Source organism: Sinorhizobium sp. CCBAU 05631, from assembly GCF_002288505.1.
GTDB lineage: Bacteria > Pseudomonadota > Alphaproteobacteria > Rhizobiales > Rhizobiaceae > Sinorhizobium > Sinorhizobium fredii_C.
On sequence record NZ_CP023064.1, the window covers coordinates 756,919 to 770,030 of the forward strand.

Consider the following 13,112-nt stretch of genomic DNA (forward strand, 5'->3'; position numbering starts at 1 on the left):
ATTACCGTAATACCGCAGCCATTGCCGGCGCGTTGCACCTTACTGCTCCAACAGGCGCCGGGTGGAACATGTTCCGCGGATGGTGAACAGCGGATTATCGAGAGAGCCGGTTCAGTGCCTCGCGAAGCGTCGCGGCGGCCTCTTCCCGCTCGCCGGACGACATGAGGTCGGGCTCTGCATCAAGCTTCAGATGCGGGAGTTCCTTGTGAATCGCGTCGCAAGCGACGCTGAGATTGGCCCTGAAGTCGACGACTCGGAAGGTAGCGACCGGGTAGGCTAGGCCCTTGACCCGGACGCGTCCCACCTCCTCGCAATGGATCACATCCTGCACCTGCGCGAAGGTCTCGTAGGAAATCAGCACCGCGCCAGGCTCCGCTTCCTGCTCCAGTCGGGCGGTGAGATTCACGGCCCCGCCGATGATGGTATAGTCCATTCGATCTTCGCTGCCGAAATTGCCGACGGTGCAGTAGTCCGTGTGAATGCCGATTCGGCAGCGCAGGGGCGTCTCTATTCCGGCGCCGCGCCAGGCTTCGCCGAGTTCGGCCATCCGCTTCTGCATGGCAAGTGCCATCGAAACGCAGGCGATGGCGTCCTCCTTCACGCCGCTCGTCTCCGGATCGCCGAAGAACATCAGGATGGCGTCGCCGACATACTTGTCGATCGTGGCGCCGAAGGACAGGGCGATCTTCGACATTTCTGTCAGGTATTGATTGAGGAGCTGAGTGAGTTCCTCCGATTCCATCTTGTCGGTCGTCTCGGTGAAACCGGCGATGTCGGAGAAGCAGATCGTCAGTTTCTTGCGCTGGCTCGCGATGCTGACATCCTGCCGGCCGCTGAAGATCGAACTGTAGACCTGCGGGGCGAGGTATTTCGCCAGCTTGCTCGACAAGGCTTCGAGGGCGGCCGATTTTTCGGAAAGGTCCTGCTCGCGACGTTTCAGCTCCGTCACGTCGGAATAGACGGCGACCGTGCCGCCGCCCGAAATGCGGCGTTCGCTGATCTGCACCCAGCGATCCGGACCGCGCTGCTGCAGGATCGTTCCGACGGGATTGCGGTGCGCCGCGAGGCGCCGGGCGATCCACTCATCCTCCCGTCCGATGGCATCCTCGATCAGGCCGCGCTCCGCCGCGGCACGGATGATCGCCTCGAATTTCGTGCCGGAGACGACGGCGTCATCCATGCCCGGATAGAGTATCTCGCGATATCGGCTGTTGCAGAGGAGGAGCCGGTCCTCGCCATCATAGAGCGCGAAACCTTCGGAAATGCTCTCGATCGCGTCGATCAGGCGCTGGCGGGCTTCGGCGACGTCGCGCAGGTTCTTCTCTTCGACCTCGATCGCTGTGTCGCGGAAGACGCGCAACGCCTTGGCCATGCGGCCGATCTCGTCGCGCCCGGTATCCGGCAGCGTCACACGCAGGTTGCCGGCGGCAATGGCGAGCATGCTGTGGCTGAGCCCGGCAAGACGGGCAAGCAGGTTACGGTCGACATAGAGCCAAACGATCATTACCGAACTCAGCAGGCTGAGCAGGGCGGAGCCGAGCACGATCGCGGTGCCATAGCGCCGCACGGTCGCGGCTTCGGCGCCCGCTTCGGAAATATCCCGTTTCGCCGCCGCCACGAGGCGATCCACGGCAAGCGTCAGCTTGCGCGAAAGCTGATCGTTTTCCGCCACCAGCTTCTCGCCCTCTGCCAGGAGAGCAAGTTCTTCGCCGCGCGCGCCCGGAATGCTTGTTGGCCCGTCGATCAGCGCCTTGAACTCGTCGACGAGCTGACGGAAGCGCTTGCGCAATTGCTCGTCGAATTCGGGCGTGACGGCCTCCAGCGCGTTGACCGAGCGGTGCAGGGGAAACGAAAGCAGCGACAGGTCGCCCGGGGCCGGCACGACGGCAGCCTGCAAAAGCGTGTCGTTGATCGCCGCTATCTCGCGTTGCGCCGTTTGCTGCGGAATATAGGCGGCGATTGCCCGGGCGAGATCTCGCGTCGCCGCAGCTTCCGCTTCCGGCGACAGTGTCGGATCGACAGTCGCGGCCCGCCACCGCGGCACCTTGGAATTCATCACGAGAATGCCGGGCGCGACGAGCCGCTGGCTGGCATTGGTCGTCGCCGACAGGCGGCGCAGAAGCTCCTCCTTTCGGGCCACGGCGTCGAGACGCGCGGTCACGAGACCATTGAGGGCGTTCAGGTTGCGCCGCAGCCCCACTGCCGCCGCTTCGATTTCGGCAACGACCGCCGAGCTGAGCGCCGTTCCCCTCAAGGCGGCAAGCAATTCCTCCAGGCGCGTCATCTCGCTGCCGATCGCCGCCGATACCTCGGCGTGCCGGGCCTGGCTGCTCGATGCAAGCACGGCGGGAGCGGTGGCGGCGACGCGCTCGGCTTGGCGGGAGAGTTCGAGAGATAGAAGGGCGGACGGGGCCCGGCGCTCCGTTACCCGTTCGAGCACCTGGCCGAGCTGGAGAAAGGCGTATAGCGCGCCAGCGGTCGCAAGCACGGCGAAGGCACTGATGCCGAAGAAGGCGAGCAGCAGACGACCGCGAATGCCGAGACGATCAAACATCGCGGCCCCTCGCTCCGGCTGAGGCGGTCAACATCGTCCGCACGGATTTCTTCTCAGATGCGTGCTGCTGCGGTGAGCCGCCAGTTACTCCAGCGGCACGTACTCGCCACCCTTCCAAATATACCATACCCAGTTCTGAACGGTGAGGTCGCCCTTCTCGTCGAAATCGATCCGGCCGAGCACCGTATCGAACGCGTGGTTGCGCAGCGCCGCGATGACTTTCGGCGGTTTCAGCGACCCCGCTTTACGGACCGCCTGCGCCCAAACTTCGGCGGCGCCGTAGCTGTGCAACGTCCAGGAGTCGGGCTCGAAATTCTCCGCCCGGAAGCGCTCGACGACCTCAGCCGCCTCGGCATTGCGACGCGGGTCGGCGACGAAGGTAAAGAGTGTTCCTTCGGCAGCGGGGCCGGCGATCAGGCCGAAGGCCTCGGTTGCAGTGTCGTCACCGGAAATCACCTGCACCGGAAAGGCGCGCTCGCGCGCTGCACGAACCATGAGCGCCGCTTCCGTGTGATAACCGCCGAGATAGAGCACCGTGATACCTGCCCTTTGCAAATCCGCGATCTCGGCCGAGTAGTCGTCCTTCCCCGGTTCGTAGCTCTGATAGATCGCCTCGTTGACGCCGCGCTTATTCAACTGCTTCTTCGTCTCTTCGGCGAGACCCTTGCCGTAGGTCGTGTCGTCGTGAAGGATTGCGATCTTTTTGGTTCCCCACTGATCGGCCAGGTAGTTGCCGGCCTTCAAGCCCTGGGCATCGTCCCGACTGCAGACCCGGAAGACGTTGGCATGGCCTTGCTCGGTCAGGGCCGGATTGGTTGAGGACGGCGAAATCTGCAGCACGCCGGCCGCGGCGTAGATTTTGGAGGCGGGGATCGAAGCGCCCGAGCAGTAATGGCCGACGACGAAGACCGCACGGTCGGCGACGAGCTTCCGGGCGGCCGCAACGGCCTGCTGTGGATCGCAGAAATCATCCGCCACGATCAATCGAACCTGCTCGCCGAGGACGCCGCCGGCGGCATTGATCTCCGCGACTGCCATCTCCGCGCCGCGCTTCAACTGGGTGCCGGTCCAGGCGAGTTTGCCACTCATCGGGCCGGCAACACCGATCAGAACTTCCGCTTGAGCCGGAAAGCTGAGAGCAAGGGCAACGGCGGCAGCAAGGGCGAGAGGTCGGCGCATGAACACCTCCGCCTGCAATATACTCTTGATGCGCCGGTGCGGCTACGTGTGGTGGCGAAAGGTTGCGTGCCGCTTGAGCATGCCGGGACGTTCAGCAGTTGATCGGCGTCCCGTCCGCAACGTGAGCCCAATATTGCGGCAGCTCATCGTTGATCGTGTACCAGGGTGCCTTCGAGCCGACGAAAATGTGCTCGCTCGGCCGGATTGCCGGTTCGTCGGCGAGCGGACCGAGCGCGACATGCACATAGGCGCCATCGCGGACCACCGAATAGAGAAAGGAGCCGCACTTTCCGCAGCGGGCATTGTGCGCGTTCTCCTCACCGTAGCTCTCGACATGGTGTGCCCCTTCGGTGACCGTGAACTTCTCCCGCTCGATGCCGGCAAACGGCTTGAAGGCGGACCCGGTCGTCCGCCGGCAATCCGCGCAATGGCAGTTTGCGGCATAGCGGAACGCGTCGGCGACGACATAGTGGACGGCGCCGCAGAGGCACCGTCCGGCTAGCATACGAACGCTCTGGTCTGTCATGATGATCAAATGGCCTCCTGGCTCGACGCAAGTTCCTGAGCGATCTCCCAAATATGGCCCGACGGATCCGCAAAGGCGGCGGTGCGGCGTCCCCAAGGGCGATCGATCGGGCCGTTAAGCAGTCTCACGCCTCGACCCTCCAGGCTGGCGCAGGCGGCGTCTACATCAGCGACCTTGATCGTGAGCAGGATACGCGCGCCCGAATTCGCCGACGCCACCGGCAAAGGTTCGATCAGTTCCGGCGCCTGCGACACATGAAGCAGATTGATCATGGCGCCCCCGAACTTAAGGACGCAGGAGACGTCATCCTGGTACACGATTTCCGGCTCAAAAACCTTCCTGTAAAAGGCTTTTGCCTCGCCGAGATCATCCACAAACAGGGTTACGACTTCGAGCGCAACATGCAATGACAATTGTTCCTCCTTTCATGCACTTGGCAGCGCCGACCTGAATGTGATTGGTCGGCGGCTCCAAGACGCAGCCGCAGCATCCATTCCGACAAGGAGAGTGAAATCTTTCGCAAAGAAGGGCGGAGTTCAAGGCTGCAGATGTGAGGAAAACTTCGTCAGATCAGGACGCTTCGCGCGGGGCAGGGGTGCGCGGCCAGCCGAAGGGCCGGTGCGAGGCGGATGCGACCTTTCCAATCAGACCAGCGGCGTTCCAATGATATCGACGCCGTTTTCGCTGCAGCACCGTGTCAGGGCCTCGATGATTTCCGGTGTCGGCGCCGACTGCGGCGGCAATTCCGGCCGATCGGCCGGGCGGCCCATCTGGCGCAGCAGTGTTTCGAAGTCCGAACCGCGCGTGATCGTCAGGCACCGCGCCCCACCGCTCGATTCGACGCGGAAGGTGTGGGCGAGGCCCTTTGGCGCGACAACCGTTTCGCCGGTAACGGCAATCCGCTCGCGGCCATCGATATGGAAGCGCATCCTGCCTTCGAGGATGTGAAAGACTTCGTCTTCCCGGTGATGCACGTGCAGTGGCGGAGAATCCCAGTAGGGCATCTGGTGCTCGACCACGCAGATGCCGTCGCTCCCCTTGCTCGAGGAGACGTGGATCGCGACGAGCGTGTTGTTGAACCAGAAGAGTTCCTTGCTTTCTGTGATGTTGCTAGTGATGGTCATGGCGGGCGTGCTCCTTTGCCTTATGTGACGTGGCGTCGCGGGTGACTTACCGGCCGACCGGGTCGAGCGGAAATCGAATGATCGTATGGGGCGAATTGACGGGATGAATTTAAATGCTCTGGACCTCAATCTGGTGCGGGTGCTCGATGCCCTGCTGCGGGAAAGAAGCGTCACCCGCGCCGGCGATCGGATCGGCTTGAGCCAGCCTGCCGTCAGCGCGGCACTCAACCGCTTGCGTCACGCGCTCAATGATCAGTTGTTTGTCCGGCGCGGCAACGAGATGGTGCCGACGCCCCGGGCGGAGAGCCTGGCGGAGCCGGTGCGGGTGGCGCTGCGCGAAATCGAACGCGTTTTTCACGCAGCCAAGAGGTTCGAGCCTGCGGAGCTTGAGCGCACCTTCACGCTGATGGGGGCCGATTTCTTTTCGATGCTGCTGATGCCGTCCCTGGCAGCGCGCATCACGCACACGGCGCCTGCCGTGTCACTCCGTTTTCTCGACAGCGCGCGCGGCGATGTCGCACGGCTGCTTCAGGACGACGAGGTCGACGCGGCGCTCGAGCGGCCGCTGGAGGTGCCCGACTGGGTCTCGAGTGCCCTTCTCTTTCACTCACCCTTTGCGATCATCGCAGCCAAGGACAATATCGCGATCGGCCGGGCTGGGATCGGCGAGAATGGACTTCTGCCGATCGAAATCTTCTGCGAACTTCCGCATGCCATCCGCTCAATCGACGGTTCGATGTCGGGCTTTACTGACGACGCCCTCGCCAAGATCGGGCGGGCGCGCCGCGTGAGCCTGGCTTTGCCGCACTTCCAGGCCGTGGCGTTGGCCGTGGCAAGCGGGAATTACCTCGCCGCTGTTCCTCGCCAATTCGCAGTTTCGGCCGCGCGGAGCCTGCCGATTGCCATCTATGAGCCACCGCTTACGATCCCCGTTCCGGAGATCAGGATGTATTGGCACGCCCGTCACGACGACGAGCCGCCGCATCGCTGGCTGCGCGGTCAGATCCTCGGGACCGTCGACATCCTCGGATTCCCCGAAGCGGGAGTCGCGTGAGATCAATCGGATAGGGCTGCACTCCCGGACTTGGTCTTCGCACGCATTGCTTCGTCGGCCTTGCCGATATTTTTGCGCCGCCTGTCGAGCCAGTGCATCGCCGGGGTGACAGTGAGCCCGTGCGTAACGATGGAAATCAGCACGATCAAGGCGACGGCGGACCACATGACGCCGACCTCTTCGAAACGCGCCACCCCGGTGGCAAAGGCGAGATAGTAGATCGAGCCCAGGCCGCGGATCCCGAAGACGGCGATCGCCGCCCTTTCACCCTTGGGCAAGGTCGATGGCAGGCTCACCCATCCGGTGGCCGGCCGGGCAATGGCCAGGACGAAGAGGGCAAAGGCGACCACGCGCCAATCGAGGTCGACAATGAAGTGTCCGAGGCTGACGGCGGCGCCGAAGCAGACGAGAAGCACCATCATCAGGAGCCTTTCGATCTGCTCGGAGAAGTCGTGCAGTTCCTTGTGAAATTCGTGGTGTCGCTCGACGGTGCGGAAGGAGAGCGCGGCCACGAACACGGCGACGAATCCATAGCCGTGGACGAGTTCCGTCAGGCTGTAGGCGAGGCAGGTGATTCCCAAGGCGACGAAACCGTCGCCCGTGCGCACGAGCGCAGCGCCCTTCGGAAGGCGAAACGTGGCAAAGCCGAGCGCCTTGCCGACAATCCATCCCATCACGATGCCGGCGAAGAGCCGCCAGGTGACATCCAGCAGCAGCCACCCGGCGAACCAGCCCGGCTCATCGGAGGCGAGTGCGATCGCAATTGCCAAATACACGAACGGAAAGCTCAGGCCGTCGTTCAAGCCGGCTTCGGACGTCAGCGCGAACCGAACTTCGTCCTCGGTTCCCGTCTCCGGCGGTCCTACCTGGACATCGCTCGCCAGGACCGGGTCGGTCGGTGCCAGGCAGGCGGCGAGCAGAATGGCGGAAGCTGCTCCAAGACCGAGTATCAGCGAGGCGCCGGCGGCCATCACGGCGATCCCCAGCGGCATCGCAATGCCCAGGAGCCGCCAGGTGAGAGCCCAGTTGCGCAGGCCGATCGGCCGGTCGATCTTCAGTCCGGCACCCATCAGCGCGACGATGACGGTGAACTCCGTCATATGCTCGATGACGAGTCGACTGTCGAACGAGCCGAGATCGACGACCGGTCTGAGTATAGTGTGTCCGGCCAGGGCGCCGATGGCGATGCAGAAGATGGGCAGTGAAAGCGGCAGACGGCGAAACGCCATGGGAATCCAGGCGGTCAGCAGGATGACCAGCCCAAACAGCCCAAGCGTTATGTCGTAGTGCTCCATCCGCGGTACCTCTCAGTCGATCAACGCTGGGGCTGGATCGAGATCGAAGGTCACGAGGGGATTTGTGGACATGATAGCTCCGAAAGACGCGCAGCAAGATCGTAAAAAACGCGTCTGCCGCGTCTGACGTTCCCGTCGACCACGATCAACGGTCATTGATGGGCAACATCTGGAATCCGAAGCTTGGCGCACCAATATCATTGCATGAGCAACAAACCTGCTTTGATCGGAGGGTCAAAGGGAAATGCATATGCGCTTTTCGGATCTCGCCATTGACGACCTTGAAATCTCGATGCTCCGGCGCGTTCATGTCTATGCTTGCTCCTCCAGGGAGCTGGAGCCGGAAAGTGAAGAGGGTGCTAAAATAGGCAGGATGCTTTTTCACCTATACCAGCAAGGCGTAAGGAGCGAAATCGCCCTGATGCGGATGTTAACGACGGGCGACGCGACACCCGAAATGACCGCCGATTAGCCACTCGGCACCTGCTTGTGTGAAAGCCCATCCGAGGGCGGGGGCGTTTTGTTGTCTATATGCGGAAATCCGCCACGGCGGCTCGCCCGGCCTGCGTGAACAATTGTGGTGTTCGAGCGTTTTCCTTCGACCTCACAACGACGTGGAGGAACTGGCATGCGTCGCGACATGCAGCGTTACATGATGATCGAACTGATCGCCCTTATCGCTTCGCTCGCCGTAGTCGCAGCGGTTATGGTGGTTACCCTGCTTCCGGGCTGACACATGGCGGCCTCCGAGCGGAGTCAACCGATGGCTGAACCGTCCCTGATGATGCGGTTGGCATGATTATGTCGGATCACTTTGCCGGATCGCGCGTTTCCTCCAATAGCAGTGGACCTCGAATTGTCTGAGGTCAGGCTCGAGGAGAAAGAGTACGCCTAGGTACCGATGAACGAGCTTCAGAGAGAATTTTCCCCTGCGAACGAGTATGACGTGCAGCGGCTGCCGTTCGCAAAACGCCTCGAGGATCTGTCGCCCGGCGAGTGCATCTGGCCTATCAACGGCGGCGGACCCTATCTCTTCTGCGCCGCCAAGGCCGCCGGCAAATACTGTCCCCATCACAAGGTAAGGCTGATACAGAAGCGCGGCGTTCATCTCCAGGAATGAGCCGCCCCGCCGACTATCTAAGATGGATTGTTCTTGTCGCCGCTGGCGCTTGGCGGGTTCGGGTCGATCGTCTTCACGCCGTCGGCATTGACTTTCGTGTCTTCGATACGCGTCGCATTGCTTGTCGGAAAGCGGTCGACGTAGAAATAGAACAGTGCGCTGGAGAGGATGATGATGGCGGCGCCGATCAGCGCCAAACGCTCCCAATTTCTGTTCATGTCTGCATCTCCCGTCCAGTATCGAACAAAACTGCGGCAGGGGGCGATTGTTCCGGGACGGCGCGCGGCGACTGGTCAAATCCTCGGCGCGCTGGAACAAGGAAGTTCCCCGAAAGTTGGGCGCTAGCTTAGGATCGAGAGTAACACCGGACATGCCTCGATGAACGCTAAGGACGTCGATCTTACGAAGGCAATGGAGACCGCCGATCCGGGCAGGGGGCGCAGTGCAGCCACGCCGGGAGAGATACCGGCGAAAGGGTTGCGCGACGTGTTCTGGCGGGTGATGTCCGAGATCTCCGAGGAGCGCGTCTTCCTGATCGCGGCAGGGGTAAGCTTTTACCTGCTGCTGGCGCTGTTTCCGGCTCTGGGCGCGCTCGTCTCGCTTTACGGGTTTATCGCAAATCCCTCCGATATAGGCGCGCATATGGCCGTATTGGACGAGCTCCTGCCGCCCGGCTCGTACAGTATGATTACGGATCAGCTGACGTCTCTTGCCACGCAGAAGACGTCGACCCTCAGCCTTGGCTTCATCGGCGGACTGTTGGTCTCGCTCTGGAGTGCGGCCAACGGCATTGCTGCACTCTTCGACGCCATGAACGTCGCTTATGGGGAAAAGGAGAAGAGAGGGATCGTTTCTAGAACGCTCCTGTGCCTTGCCTTCACCTTTGCCGCATTGCTTTTTGCCGTCGTCCTCATCGTGGCGATCGGCGTCATTCCGGCCTTGCTCGCCTATCTATGGCTGGATCGCTGGATTGAGGTCCTGACGAGAGTGGCGCGGTGGCCGGCCATTCTGCTGCTCGGGACCCTCGGCACCGTGCTCATCTATCGTTATGGACCGAGCCGCGAGCGGGCCAAGCTGCGGTGGCTGAACTGGGGCGCCGTATTCAGCACATTGCTGTGGCTCGCCGCCTCATGGGTATATTCCTACTATCTGGAAAATTTCGCGAACTACAACGCGACCTATGGCGCACTCGGCGCGCTGATTGGCTTCATGATGTGGGTCTGGATTTCCATGGTCATCCTGATCACCGGCGCTCTCCTTAACGCCGAGCTCGAGCATCAGACGGCGGTCGATTCCACCACTGGAGAGCCGATGCCGATGGGCGAACGCGGGGCTTTTGTCGCCGATACGCTCGGAAAGGCTGCGGATTAGCCGTCGAGGGCGCCTGAGCGACGGCCGGCGCGCCCTCTACCTCACGAGATTGAGATTTTACGCTGGCCTTTGCACGCAATACGCTCATAGCCTGGACATCCAAGGGAGGCATGCCATGAAACGCATGGCACTTATCGCGACGGTATTGGCCTGTTCGGTCGGCCCGGCTGTTGCTCAGGACACGTCGATGAGCTTCTTCGTCACCAGCTCCAATCCGGGCAAGGGCGGTGATCTCGGCGGACTTGCGGGCGCCGATGCCCATTGCGGCGCGCTGGCGGCGGCCAGCGGCTCGACCGGCAAGACCTGGAGGGCGTATCTGTCTACCGACACGGAGAACGCCAGGGACCGTATCGGGACAGGGCCCTGGTACAACGCCAAGGGCGAAAAGATCGCCGACGATGTCGCTGCGCTTCATGGCGAGACCAACAACCTGACCAAACAGACCGCGCTCAACGAGAAGGGCGAAGTCATCAATGGTCGGGGCGACACGCCGAACCGCCACGACATTCTGACCGGCACGAAGCCGGACGGAACCGCCGCCGCGGAAACCTGCGGCAACTGGACGATGGGCGGCGCGGAGGGTGCTGCAATTGTCGGCCACAGCGACCGCACCGGTACCGACGACTCGGCCGCGGCCAAATCCTGGAACTCTTCCCATTCGACGCGGGGCGGCTGCACGATTGAGGCCTTCAAGGGCACCGGAGGAGACGGCCTCTTCTATTGCTTCGCGACCGATTGAGGATCGGCTGAAGCTGCAGAGGCGACGTTACACGTAGCGGGCCAGCATTGAGCGTATGAAAGTCCTGCAGGCAAGGGCAAGAGCCTGCAGGAGCGGGCGGCGTCCGTCGACCAGAGCGTTGAACAGGCGGCGCAGCAAGGAGCTCGCGTGCCGGAGTGCTCTCCTCGACCGCCGCTCATCCTTAGTTGAAAAAATCGGCCCGATGTGGGGTAAAGCTATCGACGAGACGGCCTGGCTCCAGCGCCTTGACGCCATGGACCACCCCGGACGGCACGATGAAACTGTCGCCGGCGGAAAGAACCTGGGTCTGCCCGCCGACCGTCACCTCGAAGCTCCCCGCCGCGACATAGCTGGCCTGAACGTGCGGGTGAGAATGGGGAGCGCCGATGGCTCCCTCATCGAAGGCGAATTCCACCAGCATCAATTCGTCCGTCGAGAGGATCACCCGGCGCCGATTGCCCTCTCCGAGATCTGTCCATTCGCCTTCGTTACCGCGGGCGAAAAGTTTCCTATCCATGATCGTCTCCTATCTCGCGAGCCAGCCGCCGTCGACCGGAATGACGGCGCCGTGCATGTAGTCGGAAGCCGGGGCAAGCAGGAACACCGTCGCATCGCCGATGTCGTCCGGCGTGCCCCAGCGGCCGGCTGGGATGCGCTCCAGAATGGCCGCGCTTCGCTTTTCGTCGGCGCGGAGCGCCTCGGTGTTGTTGGTAACGATATAGCCGGGCGCCACGGCATTCACGTTGATGCCCTTCGCCGCCCATTCGCAGGCGAGAACCCTGGTGATGCCCAGCGCGCCATGCTTCGACGCGGTATAGGAGGCGACGCGGATACCTCCCTGGAAGGAAAGCAGCGAGGCAATATTGACGATCTTGCCGCGCCGTCCCTCGGCAAGCAGCCGGCGGCCATAGGCCTGGCTCAGGAAGAACAACGAACTGAGATTGATATCGATGACGTCGTCCCAGTCGGCTTCGCTGAAATCCACCGCGTCGGCGCGGCGGATGATTCCGGCATTGTTGACCAGGCCGTCAAGCGAACCATGCTCGCTCCACAAATCGTCGATCAGCGAACGGCTCGCTTCGCGGTCCGCAAGATCGGCATGCGCGGAAATGAAGCTTCCGCCTGCCTCCGAGATCTTCGTCTCGGTTTCGTCCATGGCGGAGCGGCCGACGCCGATCACTGTTCCGCCGGCGCGGGCGACCGCCACGGCCACGCCCTGGCCGATGCCGGTATTGGCGCCGGTGACGACGATGCGGCGGCCGGCGAGGCTGAAGGCCGACGGAACGCTCACTTCAGCGCCTCCATCGGCACCATCTCCACATCGGTATAATCGACATTGTCGCCGGCCATGGCCCAGATGAAGGCATAGCTGGACGTGCCGCAGCCGGAATGGATGGACCAGGGCGGCGAAATCACCGCCTCCTCCTTCGCCATCACGATATGGCGTGTTTCGCTCGGTTCGCCCATCAGATGCAGAATGCGTGCCCCGTCCGCTAGGTCGAAATAGAGATAGGCTTCCATGCGCCGATCGTGAACGTGGCAGGGCATGGTGTTCCAGACGGAGCCGGGCGCAAGTTGCGTCATGCCGACAACGAGTTGGCAGGTCTTCACACCTTCCGGGTGAATGAATTGGAAGATCGAGCGCTCGTTCGAGGTGGCCGCGCTGCCGAGATCGAGCCGTTTGGCATCGCCGATGCGGATATGGCGCGCCGGCAATGCCTGGTGGGCGGGCGCGCTGAGCAGATAGAATTTGGCGGGGGCGGCTGGATCTTCGGACGAGAAGGAGACGTCATCGCCCATGCCCGCATAGATCATGTCGCGCGGCTCGAGCCGGAAGCTTTCGCCACCGACCTCGACGTGGCCGGCACCGCCGATACTGACGGCAATGAGCTCGCGCCGGTCGAGGAAGCGGGGCGTGCCTGTCGGGCGAATGGTCTCCAGCGGCAGGGGTGCGTCGACCGGCATCGCGCCGCCGACGATCATCCGGTCGTAATGGGTATAGGTCAGTGAAATGCGGCCCGGCCTGAACAGCCCCGAAATGTGGAAATTCGCGCGAAGCGCATCGGTATCCATGCGCGCGGCGGCTTCGGGGTCGATGGCGTGACGGATGGCATAGTCGATATGGGTTGCGGTCATCGGCGTGTTGTCCT

15 protein-coding genes are annotated in these 13,112 nt (G+C 62.6%); 5 read left to right on the top strand and 10 right to left on the bottom strand.

Annotated elements, in window-relative coordinates; translation table 11 throughout:
- Positions 1-94: 94 nt before the first annotated feature.
- The 5 genes from SS05631_RS23125 to SS05631_RS23145 all read right to left on the bottom strand — a co-directional run bounded on the left by SS05631_RS23125 (position 95) and on the right by SS05631_RS23145 (position 5,383).
- Positions 95-2,554 (bottom strand): adenylate/guanylate cyclase domain-containing protein, encoded by a 2,460-nt coding sequence (locus tag SS05631_RS23125; protein WP_037425516.1) that lies wholly within the window; start codon positions 2,552-2,554, stop codon positions 95-97.
- A gap of 84 nt (positions 2,555-2,638) precedes the next feature.
- Entirely contained in the window at positions 2,639-3,733 is a 1,095-nt protein-coding gene (locus tag SS05631_RS23130) for a branched-chain amino acid ABC transporter substrate-binding protein (protein WP_037425513.1), read from the bottom strand.
- 91 nt (positions 3,734-3,824) lie between these two features.
- On the bottom strand, positions 3,825-4,259 hold the full coding sequence (locus SS05631_RS23135; protein WP_037425556.1) for a GFA family protein: 435 nt from the start codon (positions 4,257-4,259) through the stop codon (positions 3,825-3,827).
- Between the two features lie 5 nt (positions 4,260-4,264).
- On the bottom strand, positions 4,265-4,672 hold the full coding sequence (locus tag SS05631_RS23140; RefSeq protein ID WP_037425510.1) for a VOC family protein: 408 nt from the start codon (positions 4,670-4,672) through the stop codon (positions 4,265-4,267).
- A 231-nt stretch (positions 4,673-4,903) separates the two neighbouring features.
- The gene (locus SS05631_RS23145; protein WP_037425507.1) at positions 4,904-5,383 is read right to left on the bottom strand and encodes a cupin domain-containing protein; all 480 of its coding nucleotides are present in this window, start codon (positions 5,381-5,383) and stop codon (positions 4,904-4,906) included.
- A gap of 103 nt (positions 5,384-5,486) precedes the next feature.
- Here SS05631_RS23145 and SS05631_RS23150 point away from each other — a divergent pair, with 103 nt between their 5' ends.
- Entirely contained in the window at positions 5,487-6,437 is a 951-nt protein-coding gene (locus SS05631_RS23150) for a LysR family transcriptional regulator (protein WP_037425504.1), read from the top strand.
- A gap of 2 nt (positions 6,438-6,439) precedes the next feature.
- On the opposite strand, the gene SS05631_RS23155 is transcribed toward SS05631_RS23150, so the two are convergent.
- Entirely contained in the window at positions 6,440-7,732 is a 1,293-nt protein-coding gene (locus SS05631_RS23155) for a cation:proton antiporter (RefSeq protein ID WP_050988370.1), read from the bottom strand.
- 244 nt (positions 7,733-7,976) lie between these two features.
- Here SS05631_RS23155 and SS05631_RS23160 point away from each other — a divergent pair, with 244 nt between their 5' ends.
- Positions 7,977-8,204 (top strand): hypothetical protein, encoded by a 228-nt coding sequence (locus SS05631_RS23160; RefSeq protein WP_037425501.1) that lies wholly within the window; start codon positions 7,977-7,979, stop codon positions 8,202-8,204.
- Positions 8,205-8,633: 429 nt separating this feature from the next.
- On the top strand, positions 8,634-8,852 hold the full coding sequence (locus SS05631_RS23165; RefSeq protein ID WP_037425497.1) for a hypothetical protein: 219 nt from the start codon (positions 8,634-8,636) through the stop codon (positions 8,850-8,852).
- A 17-nt stretch (positions 8,853-8,869) separates the two neighbouring features.
- Here the strand turns inward: SS05631_RS23165 and SS05631_RS23170 are convergent, their stop codons facing one another.
- Positions 8,870-9,070, bottom strand: coding sequence for a hypothetical protein (locus tag SS05631_RS23170; RefSeq protein WP_037425494.1), 201 nt, complete (start codon positions 9,068-9,070; stop codon positions 8,870-8,872).
- Between the two features lie 160 nt (positions 9,071-9,230).
- On the opposite strand from SS05631_RS23170, the gene SS05631_RS23175 reads away from it, so the two are divergent.
- Both SS05631_RS23175 and SS05631_RS23180 read left to right on the top strand, forming a co-directional pair.
- The gene (locus SS05631_RS23175; protein WP_037425491.1) at positions 9,231-10,223 is read left to right on the top strand and encodes a YihY/virulence factor BrkB family protein; all 993 of its coding nucleotides are present in this window, start codon (positions 9,231-9,233) and stop codon (positions 10,221-10,223) included.
- Positions 10,224-10,338: 115 nt separating this feature from the next.
- Positions 10,339-10,962, top strand: coding sequence for a hypothetical protein (locus SS05631_RS23180; RefSeq protein ID WP_037425488.1), 624 nt, complete (start codon positions 10,339-10,341; stop codon positions 10,960-10,962).
- A 181-nt stretch (positions 10,963-11,143) separates the two neighbouring features.
- Here the strand turns inward: SS05631_RS23180 and SS05631_RS23185 are convergent, their stop codons facing one another.
- From SS05631_RS23185 to kduI, 3 genes are read right to left on the bottom strand one after another with little or no spacing between them, the layout of a single operon-like run.
- Entirely contained in the window at positions 11,144-11,479 is a 336-nt protein-coding gene (locus SS05631_RS23185; protein WP_037425486.1) for a cupin domain-containing protein, read from the bottom strand.
- Positions 11,480-11,488: 9 nt separating this feature from the next.
- Positions 11,489-12,253: a 2-dehydro-3-deoxy-D-gluconate 5-dehydrogenase KduD gene (gene kduD, locus SS05631_RS23190; protein WP_037425484.1), complete on the bottom strand. Its 765-nt coding sequence runs from the start codon at positions 12,251-12,253 to the stop codon at positions 11,489-11,491.
- Complete coding sequence (kduI, locus tag SS05631_RS23195; protein ID WP_037425482.1) at positions 12,250-13,098, bottom strand: 5-dehydro-4-deoxy-D-glucuronate isomerase; 849 nt, start codon at positions 13,096-13,098, stop codon at positions 12,250-12,252. The genes kduD and kduI overlap by 4 nt, the downstream gene beginning before the upstream one ends.
- Positions 13,099-13,112: the final 14 nt, after the last annotated feature.